At 69.2% G+C, this 24,496-nt stretch carries 23 protein-coding genes and 4 pseudogenes; 12 read left to right on the top strand and 15 right to left on the bottom strand.

Annotated elements, in window-relative coordinates; translation table 11 throughout:
* Positions 1-37: 37 nt before the first annotated feature.
* The 3 genes from OHS70_RS37900 (at position 38) to OHS70_RS37890 (ending at position 3,081) form a co-directional block, all read left to right on the top strand.
* A complete protein-coding gene (locus OHS70_RS37900; protein ID WP_328406175.1) occupies positions 38-850 on the top strand; it encodes a DUF6193 family natural product biosynthesis protein in 813 nt (270 codons plus the stop codon).
* A gap of 142 nt (positions 851-992) precedes the next feature.
* Positions 993-1,973, top strand: a complete 981-nt coding sequence (locus OHS70_RS37895; RefSeq protein WP_328405273.1) for a GNAT family N-acetyltransferase — start codon at positions 993-995, stop codon at positions 1,971-1,973.
* A gap of 229 nt (positions 1,974-2,202) precedes the next feature.
* Positions 2,203-3,081, top strand: a complete 879-nt coding sequence (locus OHS70_RS37890) for a metallophosphoesterase family protein (RefSeq protein ID WP_328405271.1) — start codon at positions 2,203-2,205, stop codon at positions 3,079-3,081.
* Positions 3,082-3,629: 548 nt separating this feature from the next.
* Here OHS70_RS37890 and OHS70_RS37885 read toward each other — a convergent pair.
* Positions 3,630-3,985, bottom strand: a pseudogene (locus OHS70_RS37885) (IS5 family transposase); the annotation flags it as partial.
* Between the two features lie 17 nt (positions 3,986-4,002).
* The gene (locus OHS70_RS37880; protein ID WP_328405269.1) at positions 4,003-4,773 is read right to left on the bottom strand and encodes a hypothetical protein; all 771 of its coding nucleotides are present in this window, start codon (positions 4,771-4,773) and stop codon (positions 4,003-4,005) included.
* Between the two features lie 282 nt (positions 4,774-5,055).
* On the opposite strand from OHS70_RS37880, the pseudogene OHS70_RS37875 reads away from it, so the two are divergent.
* The 4 genes and pseudogenes from OHS70_RS37875 to merB all read left to right on the top strand — a co-directional run bounded on the left by OHS70_RS37875 (position 5,056) and on the right by merB (position 8,069).
* Positions 5,056-6,055 (top strand): annotated as a pseudogene (locus tag OHS70_RS37875) (IS5 family transposase).
* A gap of 347 nt (positions 6,056-6,402) precedes the next feature.
* Complete coding sequence (locus OHS70_RS37870; RefSeq protein ID WP_328405267.1) at positions 6,403-6,585, top strand: hypothetical protein; 183 nt, start codon at positions 6,403-6,405, stop codon at positions 6,583-6,585.
* Between the two features lie 244 nt (positions 6,586-6,829).
* Complete coding sequence (locus tag OHS70_RS37865) at positions 6,830-7,675, top strand: alpha/beta fold hydrolase (protein WP_328405265.1); 846 nt, start codon at positions 6,830-6,832, stop codon at positions 7,673-7,675.
* A 115-nt stretch (positions 7,676-7,790) separates the two neighbouring features.
* Positions 7,791-8,069, top strand: a complete 279-nt coding sequence (gene merB / locus OHS70_RS37860; RefSeq protein ID WP_328405263.1) for an organomercurial lyase — start codon at positions 7,791-7,793, stop codon at positions 8,067-8,069.
* Positions 8,070-8,189: 120 nt separating this feature from the next.
* On the opposite strand, the gene OHS70_RS37855 is transcribed toward merB, so the two are convergent.
* The 3 genes from OHS70_RS37855 to OHS70_RS37845 all read right to left on the bottom strand — a co-directional run bounded on the left by OHS70_RS37855 (position 8,190) and on the right by OHS70_RS37845 (position 11,934).
* Positions 8,190-9,242: an ABC transporter ATP-binding protein gene (locus OHS70_RS37855; protein ID WP_328405261.1), complete on the bottom strand. Its 1,053-nt coding sequence runs from the start codon at positions 9,240-9,242 to the stop codon at positions 8,190-8,192.
* Entirely contained in the window at positions 9,239-10,729 is a 1,491-nt protein-coding gene (locus OHS70_RS37850) for an ABC transporter permease (protein WP_443062781.1), read from the bottom strand. The genes OHS70_RS37855 and OHS70_RS37850 overlap by 4 nt, the downstream gene beginning before the upstream one ends.
* Before the next feature lie 158 nt (positions 10,730-10,887).
* Entirely contained in the window at positions 10,888-11,934 is a 1,047-nt protein-coding gene (locus OHS70_RS37845; RefSeq protein WP_328405257.1) for an iron ABC transporter substrate-binding protein, read from the bottom strand.
* Positions 11,935-12,186: 252 nt separating this feature from the next.
* On the opposite strand from OHS70_RS37845, the gene OHS70_RS37840 reads away from it, so the two are divergent.
* Positions 12,187-14,760 (top strand): AMP-binding protein, encoded by a 2,574-nt coding sequence (locus tag OHS70_RS37840; RefSeq protein ID WP_328405255.1) that lies wholly within the window; start codon positions 12,187-12,189, stop codon positions 14,758-14,760.
* Between the two features lie 287 nt (positions 14,761-15,047).
* Here OHS70_RS37840 and OHS70_RS37835 read toward each other — a convergent pair.
* From OHS70_RS37835 to OHS70_RS37815, 5 genes and pseudogenes are all read right to left on the bottom strand, one after another.
* A pseudogene (locus OHS70_RS37835) lies at positions 15,048-15,275 on the bottom strand (DUF305 domain-containing protein); the annotation flags it as partial.
* A 124-nt stretch (positions 15,276-15,399) separates the two neighbouring features.
* On the bottom strand, positions 15,400-15,801 hold the full coding sequence (locus tag OHS70_RS37830; protein ID WP_328405251.1) for a DUF6153 family protein: 402 nt from the start codon (positions 15,799-15,801) through the stop codon (positions 15,400-15,402).
* A 4-nt stretch (positions 15,802-15,805) separates the two neighbouring features.
* Positions 15,806-15,994, bottom strand: coding sequence for a hypothetical protein (locus OHS70_RS37825; protein ID WP_328405249.1), 189 nt, complete (start codon positions 15,992-15,994; stop codon positions 15,806-15,808).
* Between the two features lie 85 nt (positions 15,995-16,079).
* Positions 16,080-17,120: a hypothetical protein gene (locus OHS70_RS37820; protein ID WP_328405247.1), complete on the bottom strand. Its 1,041-nt coding sequence runs from the start codon at positions 17,118-17,120 to the stop codon at positions 16,080-16,082.
* Positions 17,121-17,330: 210 nt separating this feature from the next.
* The gene (locus tag OHS70_RS37815; protein ID WP_328405245.1) at positions 17,331-18,293 is read right to left on the bottom strand and encodes a GlxA family transcriptional regulator; all 963 of its coding nucleotides are present in this window, start codon (positions 18,291-18,293) and stop codon (positions 17,331-17,333) included.
* A gap of 146 nt (positions 18,294-18,439) precedes the next feature.
* On the opposite strand from OHS70_RS37815, the gene OHS70_RS37810 reads away from it, so the two are divergent.
* Positions 18,440-19,336 carry an NAD-dependent epimerase/dehydratase family protein gene (locus OHS70_RS37810; protein WP_328405243.1) on the top strand — a complete coding sequence of 299 codons (897 nt, stop codon included), beginning with the start codon at positions 18,440-18,442 and terminating at the stop codon, positions 19,334-19,336.
* Positions 19,337-19,835: 499 nt separating this feature from the next.
* On the opposite strand, the gene OHS70_RS37800 is transcribed toward OHS70_RS37810, so the two are convergent.
* Positions 19,836-20,462, bottom strand: a complete 627-nt coding sequence (locus OHS70_RS37800) for a hypothetical protein (protein WP_328405241.1) — start codon at positions 20,460-20,462, stop codon at positions 19,836-19,838.
* A gap of 220 nt (positions 20,463-20,682) precedes the next feature.
* On the opposite strand from OHS70_RS37800, the pseudogene OHS70_RS37795 reads away from it, so the two are divergent.
* Positions 20,683-20,793 (top strand): annotated as a pseudogene (locus tag OHS70_RS37795) (IS21-like element helper ATPase IstB); the annotation flags it as partial.
* A 98-nt stretch (positions 20,794-20,891) separates the two neighbouring features.
* On the opposite strand, the gene OHS70_RS37790 reads toward OHS70_RS37795, so the two are convergent.
* The gene (locus tag OHS70_RS37790; protein ID WP_328405239.1) at positions 20,892-21,245 is read right to left on the bottom strand and encodes a hypothetical protein; all 354 of its coding nucleotides are present in this window, start codon (positions 21,243-21,245) and stop codon (positions 20,892-20,894) included.
* 81 nt (positions 21,246-21,326) lie between these two features.
* On the opposite strand from OHS70_RS37790, the gene OHS70_RS37785 reads away from it, so the two are divergent.
* The gene (locus OHS70_RS37785) at positions 21,327-21,488 is read left to right on the top strand and encodes an NUDIX hydrolase (RefSeq protein ID WP_328405237.1); all 162 of its coding nucleotides are present in this window, start codon (positions 21,327-21,329) and stop codon (positions 21,486-21,488) included.
* Positions 21,489-21,501: 13 nt separating this feature from the next.
* On the opposite strand, the gene OHS70_RS37780 is transcribed toward OHS70_RS37785, so the two are convergent.
* On the bottom strand, positions 21,502-21,933 hold the full coding sequence (locus OHS70_RS37780) for a hypothetical protein (protein WP_328405235.1): 432 nt from the start codon (positions 21,931-21,933) through the stop codon (positions 21,502-21,504).
* A 326-nt stretch (positions 21,934-22,259) separates the two neighbouring features.
* Positions 22,260-22,688 (bottom strand): DUF6892 domain-containing protein, encoded by a 429-nt coding sequence (locus OHS70_RS37775; RefSeq protein WP_328405233.1) that lies wholly within the window; start codon positions 22,686-22,688, stop codon positions 22,260-22,262.
* A 241-nt stretch (positions 22,689-22,929) separates the two neighbouring features.
* Between OHS70_RS37775 and OHS70_RS37770 the strand changes: the two genes are divergently transcribed.
* Positions 22,930-23,481, top strand: a complete 552-nt coding sequence (locus OHS70_RS37770) for a hypothetical protein (RefSeq protein ID WP_328405231.1) — start codon at positions 22,930-22,932, stop codon at positions 23,479-23,481.
* A 396-nt stretch (positions 23,482-23,877) separates the two neighbouring features.
* Here the strand turns inward: OHS70_RS37770 and OHS70_RS37765 are convergent, their stop codons facing one another.
* Positions 23,878-24,195, bottom strand: coding sequence for a MerR family transcriptional regulator (locus OHS70_RS37765; RefSeq protein ID WP_328405229.1), 318 nt, complete (start codon positions 24,193-24,195; stop codon positions 23,878-23,880).
* Positions 24,196-24,496: the final 301 nt, after the last annotated feature.

Here is a 24,496-nt window from a genome sequence, read left to right as displayed (position 1 = left end):
CCTGCACCGCTGGCTGCAGATCCAGGCACCGAGCTTGATGGGCCGCTCCATAGTTGGCCAGCGGCTGCTGCCCGGAACCGCGGGTCGGGCACAATCAGTAGCTGTGTCCATACCTCCTGAGCCTGCCGTCCTTTATCCCGACGTTGCGGCCTGCGGCAGTCTCGCCGTAGCGCTCCGGGTCGCGGCGGAAGGCTGCCTTGACTCCGTCCCCGTCGAGTCGCCCGGCTCCGGTTCGCTGCTCCACGAAAGCGTCGCGAGCACCCTGCCGCACCGCGAGCCGCTGCAGATCAGCGCATGGACACACGAGCGGCGGTGGTCGATCCGCGGCGAGGAGCCGTTCCAGAGCTCATGCCTCATCGACGGCGAGACGGACGACCTGGCCCAGGTCGCCAAGGCGGCCCGGGCCTGGCACGACGGAGAGTCCCTCGGCGACATCCGCCGGGCGGCCCCGTTCGTGCACCTGACCGGCCGCTTCGAGGTGCCCGACCTCGATCCCGTGCGTCTGGTGGAATCCGAATGGCAGAGCATGCTCCAGCAGGCGCGTGAACTGGAGTACTCCTGGCAGGAGCAGTACCAAGCCCTGATCGAGGCGGCATACGCCGAGCCGGCCCTGCGCGCCCTCTACCCGTTCACGAGCCACTGGGCGCTGCGCTTCTCGATCACCACCCGCCCGCGCCTGACTCTCGGCAGCCCGTGCCTGACCGCGGGCGGCGACGGCACGTACGGGGTGGGAAACGGCTTCGTCACTCCGAACCTCGGCGCGTTCACCACGCCGCACGAAGCCGTAGCACTGGCCGTACGCCATCTACCGCCCGGCCTCTGCCCGATCTCGCTCGGCCTGCCGCTCTAGAAGATTGCTGAAAATCTCGGGCCGGCGGACAGGCGAGGCAGACCGGCCGGGTCCTCGATCCCTGGGTATCGGTGGACCTTTCGCCTCGCCTGCGGCGCACGCCCGTGGTGCGATGAAACAGGGGGTCGGGAAGGAGAGAGCGATGGCCCCACCGGTAGGGGAGCGCAAGAGTGGCACGGGCCCGTTGTCGGTCCGCCCGCTGGGTGAGGCGGACCTGGATCGGGCCGACGAGATCTTCAGGGTCGCCTTCGGGACGTTCCTCGGGGCTCCCGAGCCGAAGACGTTCTTCGGGACCGCCGACTACGTCCGCACCCGCTGGGCGGCGGATCCGCAGGCGGCCTTCGCAGCGACGGTCGAGGGCGAAGTCGCCGGATCGAACTTCGCCGCCAACTGGGGCAGCGTCGGGTACTTCGGCCCGCTGACCGTGCGTCCGGACCTGTGGGACCAGGGCGTCGGCAGGCGCCTCATGGAGCCGGTCATGGACTGCTTCGACACCTGGGAGAACCGCCACCTGGGCCTGTTCACCTTCTCGCACAGTCCGAAGCACCTTGAGCTCTACCGCCGGTACGGTTTCTGGCCCCGATTCCTCACAGCCATCATGAGGAAGCAGGTCGCAGGCAGTGCCGCGGTCCCCCGCCGAGTGCTGTACGGCCAGCTGCCCGCCGCCGAGCAGCCCGACGCCCTGAGCCTCTGTCGCGCACTGACCGGGGCCGTGTACGAGGGCCTGAGCCTGGAACGCGAGATCGTGGCCACGCACGCGCAGGGACTCGGTGACACCATCCTGCTCCAGGGCGCCGGCTCAGAGCTCGATGGCCTGGCCGTCTGCCACTGCGGAGCCGGGTCGGAGGCCGGCGAGGACGTGTGCTTCGTCAAGTTCGGCGCCGTACGCCCTGGCCCGGAGGCCGCCGACCGGTTCGAACGACTTCTTGACGCGTGCGAGCAGCTGGCCGCCGAGCGCGGACTGGGCCAACTGGACGCCGGGATGAACCTGGCCCGCCAGGATGCCTACCGGCGAATGGTCGACCGCGGTTTCCGCACCTGGTTGCAGGGCGTGACCATGCACAGGCCCAACGAACCCGGCTACAGCCACCCCGACGCCTACGTGATCGACGACTGGCGCTGAGACCCCGCCACACTCGGCCTGCGAGGAAGGCCCGGTGCTGCCCGAACCCGTGAACATTCCGCGTTGGCTTTGTTCACGGGACCGAACAGCAGTTGTTCAGCACTTCCGACAGCACCCGGTGCCGTCACTGTTCGATTTGAGGGTGATGGCAGACAGGCACAGCCGACTGGGCAGGTCACTTGGTGAAAAGGCCATGGCTGAGGGGGGAGGCGGAGGCAGACGTCTGTAGATGCGAATCTTGCATCTCTCCGACACCCATCTCGACCGGTCCGCCGGACCCGACGCCGACGGGGCCGACGGCACGGCAGCGCTTCAGCGCGTGCTGGCTGAGCTGGGCCATCTGCATGACCTCGACGCCGTGGTGGTCACCGGCGATGTCGCGGACGACGGCTCACGCGAGGCATACGTGCGGGCGCGTGATCTCCTGTCCCGCTACGCCGGAGGAAGGGGGGCAAGCATCTTCTACGCGACCGGCAACCACGACGATCGGGCCGCGTTCGCCGATGTACTCGGCAGCGGCCATGCTCAGCCTGAGGCGGTGTACGAGGGCACTGCGGGTGAACGTGCGGCGGCGAGCACCATCGGCGGATGGCGGCTGCTCACACTCGACACGCTCGTACCGGGCAAGGGACACGGTCAGCTGGGGCGCGGCCAACTCCACTGGCTCGGGGAACAACTGGCTTCGCCGGCACCGCTGGGCACCGTCCTGGCCTTCCACCACCCACCGGTCGCCATGGACGTGGACGTCCAGCGCGCGCTGGGTCTCCAGAACAGCGCGGAACTGGCCGAGACGATTCGCGGAACGGATGTGCAACTCATCCTGTGCGGGCACTTCCACCTCCAGATACTGGCACGTCTGGAACAGGCGACCGTATGGGTCACGCCCGGCGTGGTCAGCCGCATTGACCTGACTGCGCCCCCCGGCACCGAGCGTGCCGTTCACGGCCCGTCGGCGTCCCTGGTCGACCTCGGAGCACCCCACGGGCCACTCATCCACACCCTTCACGCCCGAGACCCGCGTATGGGCGAGACGGTCTACGAGGCCGATGAGGAGGAGATGCGCGAGGTCATCGAAAGGCTCGGTCCATCGCCAGTGAGCTCGAACTGAGCCAGCCATCGCTGCTCGGCGCCCATGCCATCGCGGGTGCCGGGCGGCGCACCGGCGCTGACTGTTCGAATCGAAAACTCGCCGGGGTGCTGTCGGAAGTGCTGAACAACTGCTGGCGGTCCCGTGAACAAAGCCACTGCGCCAACCGGACGAGCAGCACCCCGCCGACGGCAAGCTTCCCACGCGTGCGTGCGCGGACCTGCGCAAGTTGAGCAATCCGGCGGCGACGTGTCCGAGTCGGTCTCTGCCACACGCAGCCCTGCCGGGCGAGCTTCCCGGTACGCGAGCCGACGCCCTGATCTACGAGGGCGGCGACCTGGTCGCACAGGTCAGGCTGCGTGGTCTGCTCGTCAAGATCGGCAGCAATGGGTGGACCGTGCGCCTGACCTGCGCGAGCATCACCGTCGCGGCGTTCGTGACCGGGTTCGGTCTCCTCGCCGCGTACCTCGGCGCACCGGTCTGGGGGTCACTGCTGGCCTGCGGGGTCGGGCGCGCCAAATGTTCTGCCGCGCACCCCCCTTTGACCCGGGAGCCGGCGGCGGATCGGTACGGGCGCCGGCGGCATGCTGATGCGCCCGCACGATGGTGGATACGACCGAGATGTCCCAGTCGATCTCACCCGCCGCGTCACCCTCGGCCTGGACCTGCTGGAGCAAGCGTTCCCAAGTTCCGTCAGCCGACCACAGCCGATGCGTTCGTGGACCGCCTTCCACGGCCCGAACCGTTCGGGTAGATCACGCCACTGCACGCCGGTCCGAACCCGGTGCAGAATCCTGTCGATCACCTGCCGACGATCCCGCCACCGGCCACAACACCCGTTACCCACCGGCAGGAACGGCCGCAGCCGTTCCCACTCAGCATCAGTCAGATCACCCCGCGCCCCATGCCCCTGCTCAACGAGCAGCCAGGCATCGCACCCGCTCAGCCGGCCGAAGTGTTCTGTGTCGCCTCGCGTGCCTCGGTGAGGGCTCGCTGCCTGAGGTTGCCGCTGAACAACTGAATCGTGGTGGCGGCCAGGATGTCATCCCTGCCGATGGTCCGCCCGTCCCCCCTGCGGGCCCGGAGGGAATCCTTGAGGAACGGGGGTGGGGCCGGTTCGCCCGACATCACTAGGGTGACCGTACCGAAACGTTTGACCCCGCCCTCGCGGACGACCATGGCCGCGTCCCGGGCGAGGTCCGTCAGGAACACGCTCGCGATTCCGTCCAGATCGCGGACCATCGCCGGGACGGCCGTCGCGCCCTGGCTCCACAGCAGCTTCTTGACCCCGGCCTCGAACCTGTGGGCGCCGACCACAGCACTCGGTTTGCGCGACCTGCTGCGCTTACGAGAAGGCACGATGACACCCTCGGCGTCGTACAGGACACCGGTCAGGCCTTGAAACGTCGGGCTGTGGTCATACCACTTGTCCCCCACCTCGAGCTCGACGTTCCGCTCGATCGCCGAGAGAAGGTCCCCGGGAATCAGCTTCTTCCGGGCCTCCGCCGCCGCCGCTCTCCTCGCGCCGTCGATGATCTCCGTCAGCACTGTCCGCGTCACCGACGCGGCGGCCCACGCGGCCGACCGAGAGACGTGCATCGGGGTCACGTCCCTGAACACCGCTTTGACGAGAGAAGGCTTGAACGGCGAGACGTCCATGACCGAGGCGGTCTCGGGACCGCTGCGCTCAGGGCGTGCGGGCTGTGCGGTCATCGGAAGAAACGCTCCCTGCTGTCGGAGTTATCAGAGGCCCACACTTCACCACGCAGACCCGCTCTCTTCCCCCATCCTCCGTCGAAGCGGCACCCGGTCAAGGGCCTGACGGGCACATCCGACGGCCGGGCCGATGATTAGTCACCTCCCGCACGCCCTCGTACCGTGGCACCTGCGTCCCCCGTCCGGCTGTACCCCGTTCTCCCTAGGGCCTGTGTGATGTCGTGATCAATTTTGTCGATCCGGGTCGGTCGGGAAAGCGGATCCGGTAGGAAGACGGTCGTGACGCGTAGGCAACTCGCCGACGAGCAGTGGAATTTGATTGAGCCGTTCCTGCCGATAGGCGAGTACGGCCCGTACCCCGAGCGGCTGCGGGATCAGTTCGAGGGGGTGATCTGGCGGTTCAGGACGGGCGCGCAGTGGCGGGAGATGCCGGGAGAGTTCGGTCCCTGGCCGACCGTCTACGGGCGCTTCAGGGTCTGGCGGAACGCCGGTGTCTTCACCGCCTTGCAGGAGGGCCTGATCGCCGATGCCGCCCGCCAGGGCAAGGCAGACTTATCCCTGGTCAGCGTGGACTCCACGACCGTCCGTGCTCACCACGACGCCGCCGGGGTGATCGTCGGCAAGGACGTCATGGAGGCTCTCGAGGAAGCCGCCGCCGAGCAGGACCAGGTCCGGCAAAAAGGGGCGACGAGGCGGAACAGAACGGGCCAGACGCCAAAACGGACCTGAGCGGGCCGAACGGCGACGCGTCCGCCGCCGGCACAGACTCCGTCTGAAGCAAGCCCTGCTCGGAAGGTCCCGCGGCGGACTCACCAGCAAGATTCACCTCGCCGCCGACCGCAAGCGCCGGCCGCTGTCGTTCGTCCTGACCGCCGGACAGGCCGCGGACAGCCCCCAGTTCATCGTGCTGAAGAAGATCCGTGTCCGTGTGCCGGTCGGCCGGCCCCGCACCCGGCCGGGCGCGGTCGCCGCGGACAAGGCGTACTCGTCCCGCGCCAACCGCGCCCACCTGCGCAAACGCCGCATCAAGGCAGTCATCCCGGAGAAGAAGGACCAGGCCGCCAACCGCAAGAAGAAGGGCAGCCGGGGCGGCCGTCCGGTCACGTTCGACGCCGATCTCTACCGTGACCGCAACACCGTCGAGCGACTGATCAACCGGCTGAAGGACTGGCGCGGCATCGCCACACGCTTCGACAAGACGCCCGAGAGCTACCTCGCCGGCCTCGAACTCCGCGCCTCGATGATCTGGCTCGGAGACCTCTTGCAAGCAGCCGATTGATCACGACATCACACAGGCCCTAAGGGCACCCTTGCCCTGAACCAGCTGATCGCGGCGAGGCCGGCGGCGGCGAGCCGGCGGAGCCGGTGCCGGCGGTGGACCTGATGGCCGCGCTGGAGGCGAGCGTACGAACAGCACGGGCCGAACAGAATCACAGTTGAGGCGCCCTGGGCCAGGCACGGAATCCGGCTCGGACACCAGGCCCGACGTCACACGCGCGCCCCGACCGCCTGGCCGATCCCACCCATCGACGCCGGGCAAGCCTCCGTTCGGGCGGCTGGGCAAGCCTCGCCCGGTGCCCGCTCGTCGGGCTGGTCATGATGCAGTCGCAGCAGTACGGAGTTCTCGTGCACGCCGGATCCGTACAGGCCGTCCAGGTCTCCCGTAAGTGGGAACGTGTGCCGTTCGGGACGTATCTCCTGCCGGAGCTGCAGCGAGAGTTCACGGCGCGCTGTGCACTGCTCGGCATGGAGACGCAGGACAGCATCGAGCAGGCGATCCGGTCCTGGCTGGGGCGGAAGCAGGCATGACTGAGGCGGTGCCGCCCGCACCGTCCCGGCACGACAACCGTCCAGGCCTGTTCCCGTACAGCCACCGCCAGGTGACGTCTGTGCCCATCCGCCCTGATCAGGAGGAAGAACGCCCGAGGCTCCGGCTCCTGACCGCCGCAGCCCCCGGACCAGCACCTGGCTCCCGGCCGGCTACCGGCAGAACCTCTGGAGAGCCGCTCAGACAGCTCTCGGATCAAGGTCCCGGGAGACGTACGGTAGGAGAGTGAAGCTGCGTCGGGCCGACGGCGGGGTGATCGCGGTCGAGGTGGTGGGGGAGCCGGACGCGCCTGCGGTGCTGTTCTGCCACGGGTTGGCCGACTCCCGGCTGGCCGCGTACGGCTTCGCGGGCGCGGCTCACGCGCTCGGACTGCGCCTCATCGCCCCGGATCGCCCCGGCATCGGCGACACCGACGCCCGTCGCCTGCCGCGGGTCGTGGACTGGGCTGCGGAAGCCACCGTGGTCCTGGACGCGTTGGGCGTCGGCTCGGTGGCACTGCTCGGCGTCTCGGGCGGCGGAGCGTTCGCGACCGCATGCGCGTCCGAGCTGCCTGACCGCGTCCGCAGCCTGGTGCTCATCGCGCCCCTTGGCCCGCCTGCCTGGCCCACCCTCGGGATGGCAGCCGGGCAGCGCGCGTCCTTGCAGATCGCCCGGCACACTCCGGCCTTCGGTGGCTGGTTCCTGGGCCGCCTGGCCACGCTGGCGCGCCGGGCACCAGGGCTGTTCATTCGCCTGGCGACCAGCGAGATGCCCGCCAGCGACCGGCGTGCCCTCGCCCGGTCGGACGCGCGCGCGGCCTTCCTGACCAACTACCTGCGAGCGTTCCAGCGCGGCAGCTGGGGAGTCGCGCAGGATCTGCGCGTACTGACCCGACCCTGGGGTTTCGACCTCGAGTCGATCACAGTGCCCACGTCGATCCACCAGGGGGACGCCGACACCACCGTCCCGCTCGCCCACGCCCGCCGCTTCGCCGCGGCGATACCCGCTGCACGCCTTCACATCCATCCCGGCCAAGGCCACTTCTCGATCCTCACCGCGCCGGAACGGACGCTGGCGACACTCGCCGTATAGCCGGTCGAGGTTGCCGCCGGAGATCACGGCGACGGCGCGTCCGGTACCCGGAGGCCGTTGAAACGGCGCATGCCGACTTCGCTGCCCTCCAGCACGCGACTGCAGCCCCAAGTAGTTGCTCAGCACTACACGCCACCTGGCGGTAGCCATACGAGAACAGGGCCGTGAGCCTTGCCGAGCTCGGGAGCCGGAGGGCGTGGTGGTGTCCGTTGCGCAGCGCCCTGGCGGCGGGCCCGCGGCCACGGCGTGCTGCGACGCGCTGAACTTCTTCGCGTCCAACGTCTCCGCCCAGGCTTGGACGGAGGACCACCAGGCTATTCCTGGTCGTGTCGCCGGCCAGAGGCAGGCCGAGGAGATCGCGGCGCAGACCTTCGGCCTCTTGCTCGCCCTTTGAGCCGGTGCTGTTGCAGGTCAGGCCGCGCCGGCGTGCGGCAGGCACGCACGCTCGCCGCGCTGCGTGCGCTTCGGGGCGTTGACTCATCACCTTCTCCGCGTCAGTCCCGCAGGACCGCTGCTACGGATGGAGGCCCGCCTCGCCCTCGATGCGGACGCCCGTCTTCTCCCCGGGCCGGAACGGCAGCGGGCCTACTACGCGGATGCCGACGGGGGTGTCGTAGCCTTCGACTGCCACGGTGACCATGGCATCGTGGCCGAAGTACGAGACGTCGGTGACCGTACCTGTGACCGCGCCCTTGGAGTCCGCATCGGTGAGGCGGAGTTGTTCGGGGCGGAGCAGGACCGTGCCGGCGCGCAGGCCTTTGGGCGGGGCGGCGAGGGGTACGGCGCCCAGGGCGGTCAAGGCCGTGCCGTCGCCTGCGAGGGTGCCGGGGAGCAGGACGGCGTCGCCGACGAAGCCGGCGATCCAGGGGTCGGCGGGGTGCCGGTAGAGGTCCTGCGGGGTGGCGCACTGGGCGACCTGTCCGTCTCGAACGACGGCGACGAGGTCGGCGGTGGACAGGGCCTCCTGCTGGTCGTGGGTGACGAGGACGGCCGTGGCGCCGGTCGCCCGGAGCGCGGCCCGTACGTCCGCCCGCACTCCTGCCCGCAGTGCGCTGTCGAGGGCGTTGAAGGGCTCGTCGAGCAGCACGAGTTGGGGTCGCGGGGCGAGTGCGCGGGCCAGGGCGACGCGCTGTTGCTGGCCGCCTGACAGCTCGTGCGGCATGCGGTCGCCGTAGTCGGCGAGGCCGACCAGTTCGAGCATCTCCGCGGTGATATGCAGCCGTTCGGCCCGGTCGACGCCGATGAGTCCGAAGGCGACGTTGCGGGCCACGCTCAGGTGCGGGAAGAGGGCGCCTTCCTGGGGCATGATGCCGATGCGGCGCCGCTCCGGGGTGAGGTGGACGCCGGGCCCCGTCAGGAGCCGGTCGCCAAGTCGGACGGCGCCCGCGTCGGCACGCAGGAATCCGGCGACGATCCGCAGCATGGTGGTTTTGCCGCAGCCGGAGGGGCCGAGGAGCGCCGCCAACGCGCCTGCGGGGACGGCGAGTTCGAGGCCACGCAGGACCGGCTCTCCAGCTCCGTAGGACTTGGTGAGCCCCTCGACGTGCAGTGCGTTCGTGTCGTTCATGTCCGGTGCCTGCCTAGGAGGTAGGAGGGGACTGCGGCGAGCAGGATCAGCGCGGAGGCGTAGGGGGCGGCTGCCGCGAAGGATCCGGCGCCGGTCTCGGTCCACAGTCGGGTGGCGAGGGTGTCCATGCCAGTGGGGCGCAGGAGGAGGGTCGCGGGGAGTTCCTTCATGCAGACCACGAAGGTGAGCGCGGCCCCGGCGGCCACGCCGGGCGCGGCCAGCGGCACGGTGACCTCGTGCAGCACCTGCCACGGCCGTCGTCCGAGCGAGCGGGCCACGTCCTCCAGGAGGGGCGGCGCCTGGAGCACGGCCGCGCGGGTGGCGGCCACCGCGACCGGCAGGAAGAGGACCGCGTATGCGCAGACCAGCAAGGGGAGTTGCTGGTACAGCGGGTACGCGTAACGCACGGCGAAGAAGACCAAGGCGAGCGCGACCGTGATGCCGGGCAGTGCGTGCCCCGCGTACGCTGCCTGCTCCAGCAGGCGGGCGCCGCGGCCCCGGTGCCGGGCGGCGATCACCCCGACCGGTAGGGCGAGGAGCGTAGTGAGTCCGGCGCCCGCCGCCGCGACCCCGAAGGTAGCCCAGGCCGTCTCCGCGAGCCCGCCCAGATCCCAGGTGGCCGAGCTCCCGACGGCCAGCCAGTACCCGAGGGTGCCCAGCGGGAAGGCGACGGCGACGGCCGCCACCGCCCCGCACCACAGCAGGGCGAGTGGCCGCCATCGACCGAGGGCGACCGGGACCGCCGTTCGGGCGGTGCCCGTTCCGGTCCTGGTGTGCCCGGCGCGTCCGCGCGTACGAGCCTCGGCGGCCACCAGCGCGATGGTCATCACGACCAGGACGACGCTGAGGGCGGCGGCCGGAGTACGGTCGAAGGAGGCACGGTACGACGTGTGGATGGCCCGGGTGAGAGTGTCGTACCGCATCAGTGAGACGGCGCCGAAGTCGGAGAGCACGTACAGCGCGACGAGCAGCGCCCCGCCCGCGGCCGCCGGTCTCAGCTGTGGGAGCGTGACACGGGCGAAGGTCCGCAGCGGGCCGTGGCCGAGGGAGCGCGCGGCCTCCTCCTGCGCCGGGTCGATGCCCCGCAGCGCGGCGGCGACCGGCAGTTGCACATAGGGGAAGCTGACCAGCGTCAGCGCGAGGGCGGCACCGCCGAAGCCGGCGAGGCCCGGCTCGGCCGACAGCCAGGCGAACGCGGCCACATAACTCGGCACTGCCAGCGGCAGCGTCGCCAGCACCGACCAGACGCGGGCCCCGGGCAGCGCGGTGCGCACTGTCAGCCAGGCCAGCGAGACACCCAGCACAAGACACGCTGCCACGACCACGGCGGTCAGGCCAAGGCTGCGGCCGAGGAGGTCGAGCGTCCGCTCGTCGGCGACGACCTCCCAGGCGAAGGCCGGGCCCCGTTCCAAGGCGCGAACAGCGAGGTAGCCGAGGGGAAGCAGGGCGAAGAGGGCGGCGACGCAGGCGGGGATCAGCAGGATCAGGGGCGGTCTGCGATCGGGCCTGCGGGCCTTGACCGAGGTACGGAATGCCCTGACCTGCGTACGGAGAGAGCGTGCCGTACGGCCCCCGCTTGCCTCGCGCCCGGGCGAGGCCGGGGCTCCGGTCGGGCGCGAGGTGGACGGCGATGTGTGCACGTTGGTCAGACCAGTCCGACGTCCTGGAGCATGGCCAGCGTCTCCTGTAGGGACTCCAGCTTGCCGAGGTCGATGTCAGGGGACTCGAGCGACTCGAACGCAGGCAGGCCCTCCACGGTGCTGGTGATGCCGGCGGCCAGCGGGTACTCCTTCGTGTTGTCCGCGAAGTAGGTCTGTGCCTCCTTCGACAGCAGGTAGCCCACGGCCTTCTGGGCGGTGGCGCTCTGCCCGCTGTCCTTGAGGATGCCGGCACCGGCGACGTTAATCAGCGCACCGGGGTCCTTGCCGGGCAGGAAGTGCAGCTTGGAGTTGACCTTGTCCTCGCCCTTCTCGGCGACCCGCTCGTACCAGTAGTAGTGGTTGACCAGGCCGAGGGAGACCTCGCCGGCCTCAACGGCGTCCAGGGTGGCGAGGTTGTGGGCGTAGGTCTTGGCACCGCTCGCCTTCAGGTCCTTGAGCCACTTGCGGGTGACGTCGTCACCCTTGAGGACCCGCATGCCGGTGACGAACGCCTGGAAGGAGGCGTTGGTGGGCGCGAAGCCGACCTTGCCCTTCCACTCCGGCTTGACCACGTCGAAGACGCTGTCCGGGACCTTGTCCTCGGCGACCTTGTCCGGGTTGTAGGCGATCACGCGGACGCGCCCTGAGAGACCCACCCAGTCACTCTCGGAGCCGCGGTACGCCTCGTCGACCTTGTCGAGCGTGGCCGTGGGCAGCTTCTGCAGCATGCCCTCCCTGGACAGGGCGCCCAGTGCTCCGGCGTCCTGGGAGAAGAACAGCCCGGCCTTGGTGCGGTCGCCCTCCTCCAGGATCTGCGCGGCCAGCTCGGCACTGTCGCCGTAGCGCACCTCGACCTTGGTGCCGACGGCCTTCTCCAGCTTGTCCAGAAGAGGCTTGACCAGCTTCTCGTTGCGGCCGGAGTAGATGACGAGGGAAGAGTCGCCGCCCTCGCCCCCGCCGTCCTTGCCATCGGAGCCGCACGCTGTGAGGGCGGGGAGCAACAGGCCAGCCGCGACCAGCGCAGTGATCCGGCGAACCGAGGGGCGTCGCATGGTGTGTGCCTTCCTGCGGGGCTCGCCTTTACGCCGCCGCCGTCACGGCGGTGCAGAGCGAGGGGCGAAGCGATCTTGTGGCTTTGCTGTGGCTTGATTATGACCATGCTATGAATAAGGTAAAGCTTGCCTAATCGTCAAGGGCTCACAGCGGACGTTGCCGCGGAAAGGGCGCGCCCCGTGATCCACCTCTCCGGATCCCTCCCGGCACCTGCCGTCCCGAACTCACCATCAGTACCGTGGCCGAAAACCGTGCCCTTCGCGCGCGGCCTCGCGGCGTACGGCGACCGCGTCGCACTCATCACGCCGGACGAAGAGCTGACGTATCACCAGCTGGCCGAGCGGGTCGCCGCCACCACCGAGCGCCTCGGGCCCGTACGGAGGCTGGTGCTGCTGGCCGGTGCCAATCGCGCCGACGCGCTCGTCACGCACCTGGCGGCCCTGTCCGCCGGCCACCCCGTCCTGCTCGTCCCCGGCGACAGCGAGAGCACGCTCCGCTCGCTGACCGAGGCGTACGCCCCAGACGTAGTGGCCCGCCCGAACACCGACGGGACGTGGGCCCTCGACGAACGACACCCCGAGAGCGCCCACACACTTCACCCGGACCTCGCCCTGCTGCTGAGCACCTCCGGCTCGACCGGCTCGCCCAAGCTGGTGCGCCTCTCCCACGACAACCTCCAGGCCAACGCCGAGTCGATCGCCACGTATCTCGGCATCGACGACACCGACCGTGCGGCCACCACGCTCCCCATGCACTACTGCTACGGCCTCTCCGTCATCCACAGCCACCTGCTCCGCGGCGCCGGCGTGATCCTCACCGAACGATCGGTGTCCGACGCCTCCTTCTGGGAAGAATTCCGTGCAGGGCACGGCACGTCGCTCGCCGGAGTGCCGTATACGTTCGACCTGCTCGACCGGATCGGCTTCAAGCAGATGGAGCTGCCGCACCTGCGCCGCGTCACCCAGGCCGGCGGCCGACTGGCACCCGAACGTGTCGCCCGGTACGCCGAGTTGGGGCGCCGCTCCGGTTGGGAGCTGTTCGTCATGTACGGCCAGACCGAGGCCACGGCCCGCATGGCCTACCTCCCGCCGCGCCTTGCCGCCGAGCGCCCCGAGGCCGTCGGTGTGCCGATACCCGGCGGCTCCTTCCGGCTGCAGCCGACCGACGGCCACGGTCCGGACGTAGGTGCACTGGTCTACTCGGGGCCGAACGTGATGCTCGGATACGCCGAGAGCCCGGCCGACCTCGCTATGGGCCGGACCGTGCAGGAACTGCACACCGGGGACCTCGCCCGGCGCGCTTCTGACGGGCTGTACGAGATCGTGGGCCGCGGCAGCCGCTTCGCGAAGATCCTCGGACTGCGGATCGACCCGCAGCAAGTCGAGACCCTGCTGGAGGGGCACGGGGTCACCGCGTTCTGCACGGGGGACGGGGAGGCGCTGGCGATGACCGCACTCGGTGGTGGCGACGGCGAGGAGACACGGATCCGGCGGCTGGTCGCAGAGGAGTGCGGGCTCCCGGCACACGCGATACGGGTCCGGGTCGTCTCCGAACTCCCCCGACTGGCTACGGGAAAGCCCGACTACGAGGCCGTAAGACACCTGACGCGCCCAAACCTGGAGGAGGCGCCCGGCGCCAGTGAGGATCTCCGCCGCCTCTTTGCGGAGATCCTCGATCGCGCCGACGTCACCGAGGACAGCAGCTTCGTCCGCTTGGGCGGCGACTCCCTGTGCTATGTGGAGATGTCCCTGCGCCTGGAGGAGGCGCTGGGCTACCTGCCCACCGACTGGCACACGAGGTCCATCCGCGAACTGCGGGCCTTGGCGGCACCTGTGACAGGGAGTCCGGAGGGACAGGACGGGCGGCCGGAGCCCCGGCGGGCCCGCGCGGCGCCGGGACTCCGCGGGGCGCTGGGCTCCTGGACCACCCCGCAGTCCTGGCGGACGCGCCGCACCTTGGAGACCGGCATTGCGCTGCGCGCGGTCGGCATCGTCCTCATCGTCGGCTCGCACGTGCAGGTCTTCGAGATCAAGGGCTTCGCCCACATCCTCATCGGCATCGCGGGCTACAACTTCGCCCGCTTCCAACTGACCAACGCCGCACGCCGCGAGCGCGTCCGGCACCTGTGGCGCAGCATCGCCCGCATCGCGATACCGAGCATGGTGTGGATCACCGGCGCGGTGGTCTTGACCGACTTCTACGACCCGGCCAACGCAGTGCTGCTCAACAGCCTGCTCTCCCAGGGGAACGACCGCTTCGACTGGGCTTACTGGTTCGTGGAGGCCCTGGTCTACTACCTCGTCGTCCTCGCCGCAATCATGGCCGTACCGCTGCTGGACCGCCTGGAGCGGCGATACGTCTTCGGCGTGCCGCTGGCGCTCATGGCCGTCGGCCTCGTCGGCCGCTACGACCTGCTGGGGCTGGCATCCGCCCGTCCCCAGCTGAGCCCCTCAGTGGTCTTCTGGCTGTTCGCACTCGGGTGGGCGGCCGCACGAGCCGGCAGCGTGCGGCAACGGGCCCTGCTCACAGCCGTGCTGCTGCTCACGCTGCCCGGCCTGTTCCAGGACCAGCCCCTGCGCACGGCACTCGTGATCGCCGGGCTGGGGCTGCTGATCTGGGTGCCGACCCTGCCCAGCATCAGCCCGCTCAGCGCGCTCGCCGGCGTCCTCGCAAGCAGTTCCCTCTACATCTACCTGACGCACTACCAGGTCTACCCCTACCTCCAGGAGGACTTCCCACTCACGGCCCTGTTTGCCTCTCTCGTGCTCGGCGTCGGCTACGCGGCGGTCGTGACCCGGGCTGCGCGCATGGTCCGGTGGCTGTGACTGCGGCCCTCCGGCACGAACAGCCCGGCGTTGAACAGGCTCTTCCGATGACTCATCAGCGCCGGCCATTAGGGCCACCTGGCCAGTGAGGGCGGCTACCACCCACTGGTTGTCCCACCCCCATGCAGCCTTCGGGTCAAGCAGCGGGCGCGAGCGGGGCTGGTGCGGGTGTGCTGAAGGTGATTACCCCTTCGTCTTATGGGCTACCGGGCTTCATCTATCGGAGGCCGGCTGTCAGGTCATCGAACCCGAAAGAAGGCTCCGGCGCCTGTTTGCTGCCTCGAGGTCTCCACGGCCTGGCGGTGGTGGGGGATCATCCCCTGGGCGAAGGCGACGTCAGCAGCATTGTGCTGGCTCTGCGAGGCCGGCGCCGAGGCGGACGGGGACTTCGTGACGTGGCCGTCGTGTCCGGCCGAGCTGTCGCCGCCGTCGCCGCAGGCGGCTAGGACGAGCCCCGCCGCCGCTGCGGCAGCCACGGCGGCAGTACGGCGGATGAGGGAACGCGTGTTGTGCATGATGGTGCAACTCCTTCACGCGCAGCCACGACTGGGCGGCGCGGACTTCGCAGACATGAGGGCGTGCGAAAGCGCGGCACCACTCACCGGAACATCCGGGCAAGGGAGTGCCGTGCGGGCCGCTCTATATCCGCAGAAGCTGCAGCTCAGAAAGGTCGGGCGGTGCCCGCCCGCTCTCGGCGGCCGCCGCAACCCTCGCCGCCGGAGCAGAAGCGAAGGGCGTATCCAGCACAGCGCTGGTCAGCGCGGGCGGAGCGTACGGGGAGCCGATACCGGCCGCCGCGCACGCCTCATCCGCGTGATCAAGATGACCCGGCCCGCCATCGGTGTGCGAGCATCCCTCGCTCGCATGCGGTGCGCCCGCCATCTGCGCCATCACCATGTCGTGTCCGGCGTTCCGCTGCGCGGACGGCGTCCCGAGGGGACCCAGGGCGTGCATGCCCAGCATGCCGGTAAGCACCGCCATCACCAGCAGCACGAACAACGGCCCCGCGGGGCGGCGACTCCCTGTGGTGCTGCTGGTCATGGGCTCATCGTACGGGCCGCTCACGGGATCTTGGCCGGGCTGCTTTCGAGCTGGTGCGGGACGGCGCCGCGCGCAGTTCCCTCAAGTCCGGGATGTGGTTGCAGAGGGTGCCCGGGGAGACGCCCAGCAGCTTCGCGATTGAGGTGATCGAGCGGCCGGGATCGGGCAGCAGGTCGCGGGCGATGGCCCGCATCCTCATGAACGCTGACCGGGACCCCAGTCCCGGGCATCGCCCGTCAACGCCCCTCACCGCCCCGGCCTCCACGCACGCAAGACGGCTACTCAGTCGCGTCGGAGAAGCTCACCCGAACCGCGACCACAGCACCCGACGCATCCAGGTCGGCCGACACGGGAAAGTAGCCGTCGCCCCAGCTCGTCATCGCGCAAAGCAGTCGGGCGTCGCCGACATCCACAGTTCCGGCCTCGACTTCAGAGGCGCGAACCTGCCGCATGACCTGCCAATGATGGGAATGAGGCCGGAAGTCCACCATCATGCGGCGCCCGGTTTCCTCCTTCCAGCTCTGCATAGCGAGAGCCTTCTCCATCGCCTCCACCACGGCCAGCCCGGTCCACCCGCGGACACCGTCCTCGCCGGGTTCGCCCAGTTCCGGTGCTGCGAACGTCGCGGCGGCTTCCTCTGCGGCAGCACCCCAGAACGCGACGTCGGCCAAGCCGTCCACAGGCTCGTCGTGCTGCCAGGCGTTTAGGGCATCGGCATCGCCGAAGAGCACTCGGGCCCAGTCGACGCGGATGTCGCCCAGCAGCACGGATGACTCCGCTTCGACTGCGCTCATGCGAACCGATATCTCAGACCAGCGCGGTCCGACACCGTCTCCGAAGTCGGCCCGCGAAGCAAGCACCGGCAGATGACGATCGCTGGGCACCCCTCCCACCACAACGACAGGCACCCCGAACATCAGGAAACTGCCGCCGTCTTCAACGGCAGTACGACGCGCGCGTTGTGCATGTGGTTCGCGGTTCGGCAACGCTTCCAAGCGAGCGTCCAGACCAGCGGCCAGACAGTGCTCTGCGAACATCCTCCCAAGCTCCACTGCCCGAGAAACCGGGATGTCGTAGAGCATGACACCTGGCTGCCGGTCGAAGCTGCGGGCCGCTGACAATGCGTCCGGGCCGACCACGGCAAAGTCGACCGAGGTGTGCACTTCGGCAGCCATCGCCGGGTTGTCAACGCCAAGCAGAGCAGGATCGATCTCCGCCGGCGACCGCTCTCCGCTCCACAACCCCAGATGACCGCCGTCAACGATGACCAGGGTCCCCGATGGGCAGCTGATCTCTCCGAGCCTGAAGATCTCTTCCATGGCGCGCGAGTCTACGATCGCCCCTCCGGCCGCCGACATGCGCACCAGGACGATCCCGAGACACGAATGCCCGGGCTTGAGTGAGACGCATCGGCTCTCAGCGTCTCGGCCGAGTCCGGGCACTGCGGTTCAGGGACCTGTCAATGCCCGGACTTACCTGAGGACGGGACAACCACCTATGAAACGCCACGTCCGGGCCGAGTCGCGCGGTCACGGACCGGTCTTCACGCTCGGGCGCTGGGTGAAGGCGCCGCGGTAGGCTGCCGGGGTCATGCCGATCTGGCGACTCAGGTGCTGGCGGAGCGACTCGCCGGAGCCGAGACCACTGCGCCGGGCCACATGGTCGATGGTGAGATCGGTGGTCTCCAGCAGCTCGCGGGCCCGCAGCAGCCGCTGCTGGAGCAGCCATTGGAACGGGGTCACACCAGTCTCGGCTGTGAAGCGGCGGGTCAGGGTCCGCACACTGACCTTGGCCTGACCGGCCAGGTCGTGCAGAGAGATTGGCCGGTCCAGGTGCTGCAGTGCCCAGATGCGGGCCGCATCCAATGAGGAATCGGTCTCGGCCGGTAGTGGGGTCTGCACGAACTGCGCCTGCCCGCCGTGGCGCACCGGGGTGACGACAGCTGCGCGGGCCGCCGTACTGGCCACGGCCGCGCCGTAGTCGGAGCTGATCAGGTGCAGGCACAGGTCGATCCCGGCGGCCGAGCCTGCACCGGTGAGGATCCGTCCGTCCTCGGCGAACAGCCGGTCGGCGTCCACGCGTACCGCAGGGAAGGCGCGCTGCAGTTCCTCGGCCAAGGCCCAGTGGGTAGTGGCGACACGGCCGTCGAGGAGCCCGGCCTGGGCGAGGACGAAGGCACCGCTGCAGATCGAGGCAACACGCTTTCCCGCGGCGGCCGCCTCCCGCAAGGCGTCCAGCGCGGCCGGCTCCGCGTCGTGCCGGCTCGCGGTCGAGGGAACGATCACCGTGTCCGCCGCCGCGACCATCTGAAGGCCGTGCCGGATCACCACCTCGATACCACCGGAGGCGGCGACCGTACCGGGCATGGCGGTGCACACCGTCACCTCATAGCCGGGGCGTCCGCCGAGTTCGGCGGCGCCGAGCAGCGTCGACGGCATGGACAAGTCGAAGGGCTTGACCGCAGGGACGGCCAGGACGGCGACACGATGCATGGCTAGATCCTTGGATCTCGTGGCTTTCAGGCCACTGACCCTACCGCGCGTCCGCACGGCACAGTTGGGCGAGCGGTCGGGCCCCCGCGAACCACGTTTCCCTTCCAAGGAAGCGTTCCATTCTTGAGGAAAACGGAGACAACGTCATGGCTGAAACAGTCGTCATCGGGGCAGGCGCGACCGGGGTCGCGACCGCCAGGCAACTGGCCGACAGCGGCAAGCGGGTCCGCCTCATCACCCGCAGCGGCAGTGGCCCTGACCACCCCGGCATCGAACGGATCGCCCTGGACGCGGGCCACACCGGCGAGCTCGCCGAGGCACTGGCCGGAGCGACCACGGTCTTCAACGCCGCCATGACCGCCTACCAGACCTGGCCAGAGACCATGCCGCCGTTGTTCGCCTCGATCCTCGCCGCGACCGAGCGGGCCGGGGCCGACTACGTGATGCTCGGCAACCTCTACGGTTATCAGCAGACCACCGGGCCGGTCACCGAGCGCACCCCGATGGCCCCGCACACCCGAAAGGGCCGGGTGAGGGCCCAGCTGTGGCAGCAGGCAAAGGATGCCCACGACGAAGGGCGGCTGCGGGCCACCGAAGTGCGAGCCGGCCAGTACCTGGGCCCAGGCGCAGTCTCAGCGTTCACGCTGCTGGTCGCGCCCCGGGTCCGCGAGGGTGAACTGGCTCTCGTCCACGGCAACCCCGATGCGGCACACTCGTTTTCGTACACCGAGGACGTCGCAGCGGCGCTGGTGGCGGTCAGCGGCGACGAGCGGGCCTGGGGACGGGGCTGGCACGCCCCGGTCATCACCACGACCCTGCGCCAGGCCGCGACCGACCTCGCCGAACTCCACGGAGCGCCCGAACCGCGGTTGGAGCCGCTCACCGAACGGGATACGGCGCTGCTGTCCTTCACCGACCCACTGTGGCGGGAGTTCGCCGAGATGAGCTACATGTCCGAGCGTCCGTTCCTCGTGGACGACAGCGATCTCCGCGACACCTTCGGACTCAAGCCCTCAACACTCCGCGAAGCGCTGGCGGCCTGATGCCGCGGTGGGCGGGCCGGGGCTCCCGGCCCGCCCACGCCGGACATGAGGTGCGCGAGGTGCTCGACGATCGCCGCACGGTCCCGTGCTGCGTAGGCGCGAATCAGGCCGAGGGCCCGCGTCGCGGCCACGTTCGTCCGAGGTCGGTGAGACTGGAAACCCTGAATAGCTTCTCCGTCCACGACGTCGCTGCCGCGCTGAGGACCAGCTGACCGACCAGCCCTGGCAAGTACGAGGGCTCGGTCGGGCTCAGGTGACGGTAACCCGAAGCTCGTACGGCTCCCCCGCGCAAACCAAGCCCTCTTCACCTGCCGGAACTGCGGGGTCGTTGCCCACGCTGACCGGAACGCTTCCCGCAACATCGCCCGCAAGGGCGAGGCTGCGTGGACTGCGGGGCGTGAGTCACGCGTCCCTGCCACCCCACAGGGGTGTCTGGACGGAGGAGGCCACGTCACCGCCAGTGGCGCCCTACCTCCAAACCCGGCCCTTCAGGGCTGGGTCAAGTTGACTCGAGAAGCGGCCAATCCGACTCCGGGAGTTCATCCTCCGGCCAGAAGAACTGAATCGTGGGCGCGAGGCCCAGGTGCAGGAGCGCAGTCTCCAACGCGGACGCTCGGGCCGCCGGTGCCACTTCTTCCTGCCGAAAGGCGATCGTGCACTCTTCGGGGCCCAGCAGGAACGTCTGCTCCACCACCAATTCCTCGCCGGCGCCGGCCAGCCAACTGAACGCGTAGTACAAATCATCGCCGCGTTCCATGTCGTGGTAGTACGCAACCGGATGCTCACAGTCGGCCAATGTGCGCAGCAACCCGAGGCACACAGCTGGCGGCCAGATGTCATGCAACCAGCCGAACCGCGACCATGCCGCGGAGAAGTCGGCACCAGGACGTGCCCTCCCCCACGCGTCCACATGTTCGAAGACCGGGTCCCGTCGGCGGCCGCCGTCCACCCCTGCAGGGGAAGCCCACGCCTCGTCCGGCAACCGTGCGACGAACAAACCCCCTTGCGGCAGCGCGAGGCCCCGTACCTCCTCGAACCGGTGCACACGCCCGGACAGCGCCGGCGTGTCGGCCAACGCCCGAGCAATCGTCTCGGACAGGGTGAAAATTCGTGCTCGCTCCGGCATAGACGGACCGTACGGCACACCCCGGCCGGTCCTCACATGAATTTCCGCCCCCTCGACCACGCTTCCACCACCGCCGACAGGGCCGAGGCAGCTCAAAGGTCCGGGGCGTCCTTCCGCGCCGCAAGGCGCATGAGCTGTCGTGCCCCTGCGGGGCGCGACCACGGGCCCGGTGCCCGGCGGTGCCGGCCGCAGCGAAGCGAGGACCGGGCACGGCGGAAACGCGGCCACCGTCGACCGGCTGACTTTCGACGGCGCCATCATCCAGACCGGCACCGAGTCCTACCGCCTGGCCCACACCAAGGCACAGGTTGAACGCGCCGCGGTCGGCTGACCAGAGCGGAGCAACGGGCTCTCACTTCCCTGACCTTGACGTGCTGGACAGGGCCCGCTGGACCTCAGCCGCGGGGAAGGGAGCGTGCTTGCTCTGAGTCAGCAGTCGATGATGGAAGCCGTCCAGGACGATTGCGTGCGGAGCGTGACGGTCGATGATCGCGCCGATGTCGAACGGAACGTGGGCGGGGCGACGGCCATCGACCCATGCACGCAGAAAGGCCCCGTGTTCGGTACCACCACGCACGCCGTCCGGCAGGTGGTGGCGAAGCAGGTGGTTCGGCGCGTAGGAGGGTCGTACACGAGGTGATCAGCGAGGAAATCGCACTCCTCCGCCGAGAGTTCGAAGCCGCGGCTCAACGCGAGCCCGAAGTCCGCAAAGTCCACCGGCTGGCCGTCGGCGAGCAGATTGGCGAAGTGCGCGTGGAAGTGGACCAGTCCGCGCGCGCTCATGAACTCTGTTCCCCGCAGCAGCGCATTCTCCGCTCACCCGGCCCGACGCCGCATCAGCCCACCAAGGGGAGGAGAGAATTGATGTCCGACGAACAGACGACGGCATTCCACCGGATCAAGATCCGTGTCGCCGCGCTGATCTTCGACGGCGACGACGTGGCACTCATCCGCAGAACGAACGACCGCGGCGTGGACCACTACTCACTGCCCCGCGGCAACGTCGAACCCAACGAGTGGCTGTGATCAGCACGTGTCGCTACAGCTCGTAGTCCTGGGCCAGCTCCTCCCAGTGAATGCTGCGAAGAGCAAGATCAGCGTCCTCGCCCGACGGCACATCCGGGACGGGCTGGAACCAGGCGACGGTGAGGGCGGAATGGTGCAGTACCGGGTCGAGCTCAGGAGCGAGTGTTGTCGAGCGGAAGACGCCAATGCAAGCCACGGAAGGCAGCACCTCAACAGGGCCGAAGGGGCCGGCGGTCTGGTCCGGGTACTCGCGATAGGGCGGAACGAGATGGACCGGCGCGAAGGAAAACGCGCGTTCGGCCTCCCGCTGGAGGCCAGTGACCTTCATGTCGTTGATGCGCTTGCACGGGTAGCCCTCCAGCATCCCCCCATAGGTCGAAGACATCCGCAGCTCGGTGAGCTCGATCGAACGACCAGACGAGAGGACTATGTGGCTCAGCGACATGCCGACACCCTATGCGCACGATTGACTTCCGATACACGCCCGTACGCCCATTGCGGCGCGCAGCGCGGGCTCTCCCCCGGGCCGGCGCGGAATGGGCCGGCCCGCCCCGAGGCGCGAAGCGGCCGGCCAAAGCTCGCCCGCGCCGGGCAGGAGACCGGTGATCCGCGTCCGGACCGTCCTGGCGTCCACGCCGACGAAGCGGCCCGGCGGGAGGCCCAGCCCTCCCGACCCCTGCAGCAACAGTTGGCCCGCGGGCGCCCCGGGGCGCCCGCGGGGCGGACGGCGCCCTGGGAGGTGGGAAGTGCCTGCTGTGGTCGGGCTCCTGGCTAGTCGGCGATGATGCCGCGGGCGCGGAGGGTGTCCTGCAACTCCGCGCCCAGGAACTCCGAGCCGACTACGCGGCGGAGGTTCGGGAGCAGTTCCAGGTCATCGAGTGAGGCGATGTCGTACAGGTCGTCCTCGCCGTCCCAGATCGGCGAGCACTCGGTGTACACCTCGTTTCCGCCGTCCATGACCAGCTCTTCGACGGTGGCCAGGAGTTCGTCGCCGATCTCCAGCGACTCGAAGTGGCTGCGGGCCTCCGGCACCACCTTGTACGCCAGCCCGTGCCGGTAGGCGTAGTCCCAGGGATCGTCGCCGAGTCCCTTCTCCCGCAGGAGGTCGGCGAGGTGGAACCGAGGCGTCAGCCTCTCGTCGGTGTACATCAGCTGCTCGACGACGACGAGCTTGAAGTTGAAGTCCTTGAAGTCGGCCATGGGGGCAACCTAGATCACAGCACTGACACGAGCGGCGCCGCGATCCGCTCATGGCCTGCCCGTACTCCCAGTACTCCAGCCGAAGATCGTGATTTTGCGTAGTGGGTGTGACTCAGTGGTGGACGGGCGCTCCGGTTGGCGGGTCATGCGCTCAGCGCACGGGGTGAGGGGGCAGAGACGGTGGCCGCCGGCCCCGCCCGGGCGGGCCTGTGGTTCGAGTTCTGGTGGGCCGAGGGAATGGTTGACCGATGCAGCCCTCTCCTCGCTGTTCCTCGATGTCATCATTGCGGGTGTGAGCTCCCCCGACGCGACACCCAACGCCGACCTGGTGCATGACCGTTGGCGTGCCCGGGAGGCGCCCCACGGCGACTTCATCATGTTCTCCGACGGATCCCTGTCGGTAATGGAACTCGTGCGGTTCTCCCCCGCAGGTCGGCTCCATGACATGCGGGCCGAGGACTGGCAGTGGTGGGAGGTCCTACGGGCCACCGCGTGGACCCCCGGCAAATGGATGGACGTCGATACGACGTTTGCCTCATGCACCTACGCCGGAAGCCGTGCCCTGGCAGGTGAATCATCGGACCACGGCAGTATCGGCTGGGTTGCCCTGACTCGGGACGATGACCACAACACCTTGGAATGGATCGCGGTCTCCTGCTCGTCCAATCCGTTCACCGAAGTCACCTTGGACGCAACCACGGTGACCGCCACCAGCACCCTGGGCCGCATCTGGACCTTCCCTAGAGTCACCCCCCAATTGGTGAAGATCACTGGGGATCCGACCTGTCCCTGACCCTCGCCATCTCGGACAGTCGGTAGCATCGAGAAGGGGAGCCGCAGCCGGTCGACCACCTCCTTCTGGTAGAAGGTGTCCTGGCTGGACAGGCCGAACACGCGGGCCACGCGCCGGCGGTGAGGTCGTCATGGTGATTGCGGAAGTCGCATGCCTGGCTGGTGCACCCGCGCGCTCCGGGGATGTTGTCCCAGCCTTCGGGCAGGTCTGCGTCGGGGCGGCCGGTGAGCGGGTAGCAGTAGACGATCGACCGGCCCCCGCCCAGGGCATGCAATGCGATGGTGTCGTCCGCGGTGCTGGGCAGCTCGATGTCCGGCACCCGCCGACCCGGGACATGAGCGGCCGCGCCGTCGTCCTCGGGGACAGGCAGGTCCTGCGGGGAGGCGGGTCAGTGGCTCATGGTGCTCCCTTCAGCACCGGGCCGGTCGGCGCGGCTGTGGCGGCGGCATGGTGCAGATGCCGGATCAGCACCGCCCGACGGGCGGTGAGCTCCTCGATCCGCAGGGCCAGGTCGTCAATGGCCTCGCGGTAGCCGGCCAGCGAGGACGGACAGTCGTCCGCGTGCTCCCGGCCGTCGGCCAGGCATTCGAGGAGCGGACGTGTCCGCTCGGCCGGAATCCCCAATCGGTTCAACTCCCGGGCCTCGCGCACCATCCGCGCTTCGTGCTCGGAGTACTCGCGGTAGCCGTTGGCGAGCCGAGCAGGAGTGATCAACCCCAACGACTCGTATAGCGAACCGTCTTCGTCGTCACACCCGCGCGTCGAGCGACTTCACTGATCATCATGGTGCGATCAACCTGAACCTTGCCCCCAGGGGCAACGTCAAGCCACATCTGGCACCACCACGTCACGACGCCGAAGGAAGGCCGCTCCCGCCCACCCCTTCGTCAACCACCCGACCGACCGGGCAAGCAGAGCGACCTCGGGGAACTCCACGAAGCCCCATCAGGTGACGGCGCTCGGTACGCCGGCTGTGGTGGAGATCCGCAGAGACCGGTCTACCGTTGCGCTTGTA

Origin of the sequence: Streptomyces sp. NBC_00390 (assembly GCF_036057275.1) — a bacterium.
GTDB lineage: Bacteria > Actinomycetota > Actinomycetes > Streptomycetales > Streptomycetaceae > Streptomyces.
Note: the sequence above shows the minus strand (reverse complement) of the source record. Positions and strands in the feature narration are given on the sequence as shown.

Coding starts and splice junctions, on each gene's coding strand:
- OHS70_RS37900 (WP_328406175.1), top strand. CDS start 38: ATGGGCCGCTCCATAGTTGGCCAGCGGCTGCTGCCCGGAACCGCGGGT.
- OHS70_RS37895 (WP_328405273.1), top strand. CDS start 993: ATGGCCCCACCGGTAGGGGAGCGCAAGAGTGGCACGGGCCCGTTGTCG.
- OHS70_RS37890 (WP_328405271.1), top strand. CDS start 2,203: ATGCGAATCTTGCATCTCTCCGACACCCATCTCGACCGGTCCGCCGGA.
- OHS70_RS37880 (WP_328405269.1), bottom strand. CDS start 4,773: ATGACCGCACAGCCCGCACGCCCTGAGCGCAGCGGTCCCGAGACCGCC.
- OHS70_RS37855 (WP_328405261.1), bottom strand. CDS start 9,242: ATGAACGACACGAACGCACTGCACGTCGAGGGGCTCACCAAGTCCTAC.
- OHS70_RS37845 (WP_328405257.1), bottom strand. CDS start 11,934: ATGCGACGCCCCTCGGTTCGCCGGATCACTGCGCTGGTCGCGGCTGGC.
- OHS70_RS37830 (WP_328405251.1), bottom strand. CDS start 15,801: ATGACCAGCAGCACCACAGGGAGTCGCCGCCCCGCGGGGCCGTTGTTC.
- OHS70_RS37825 (WP_328405249.1), bottom strand. CDS start 15,994: ATGCGGGCCATCGCCCGCGACCTGCTGCCCGATCCCGGCCGCTCGATC.
- OHS70_RS37820 (WP_328405247.1), bottom strand. CDS start 17,120: ATGGAAGAGATCTTCAGGCTCGGAGAGATCAGCTGCCCATCGGGGACC.
- OHS70_RS37815 (WP_328405245.1), bottom strand. CDS start 18,293: ATGCATCGTGTCGCCGTCCTGGCCGTCCCTGCGGTCAAGCCCTTCGAC.
- OHS70_RS37810 (WP_328405243.1), top strand. CDS start 18,440: ATGGCTGAAACAGTCGTCATCGGGGCAGGCGCGACCGGGGTCGCGACC.
- OHS70_RS37800 (WP_328405241.1), bottom strand. CDS start 20,462: ATGCCGGAGCGAGCACGAATTTTCACCCTGTCCGAGACGATTGCTCGG.
- OHS70_RS37790 (WP_328405239.1), bottom strand. CDS start 21,245: ATGAGCGCGCGCGGACTGGTCCACTTCCACGCGCACTTCGCCAATCTG.
- OHS70_RS37785 (WP_328405237.1), top strand. CDS start 21,327: ATGTCCGACGAACAGACGACGGCATTCCACCGGATCAAGATCCGTGTC.
- OHS70_RS37780 (WP_328405235.1), bottom strand. CDS start 21,933: ATGTCGCTGAGCCACATAGTCCTCTCGTCTGGTCGTTCGATCGAGCTC.
- OHS70_RS37775 (WP_328405233.1), bottom strand. CDS start 22,688: ATGGCCGACTTCAAGGACTTCAACTTCAAGCTCGTCGTCGTCGAGCAG.